Source organism: Granulicatella sp. WM01 (assembly GCF_004570605.1).
GTDB lineage: Bacteria > Bacillota > Bacilli > Lactobacillales > Aerococcaceae > WM01.
The window spans coordinates 1-236 of record NZ_SPPB01000191.1; the positions used below are offsets into that span (position 1 = coordinate 1).

At 39.8% G+C, this 236-nt stretch carries 1 pseudogene; it reads left to right on the forward strand.

Features of this window, described 5'->3' with window-relative positions:
* Nucleotides 1-236, forward strand: a pseudogene (locus E4T68_RS09420) (ISNCY family transposase); the annotation flags it as partial.

The window sequence follows — 236 nt, forward strand, 5'->3', positions numbered from 1 at the left end:
CTAGTCAATTCAGATGGTTTGGTCAAACTGTCTCTCATCTTCATGTTGCCATTGATGATGCTTCTGGTAATATTGTTGGTGCCTATTTTGCCCCACAAGAAACGCTGAAAGGCTATTATCAGGTGTTGCATCAGATATTAACCAATTATGGTATTCCTGCTGCTTTTTTAACGGATAGACGAACGGTATTTGATTATCAAAGGAAAGGGACTCAACAGCTTCAAGACGATACCATG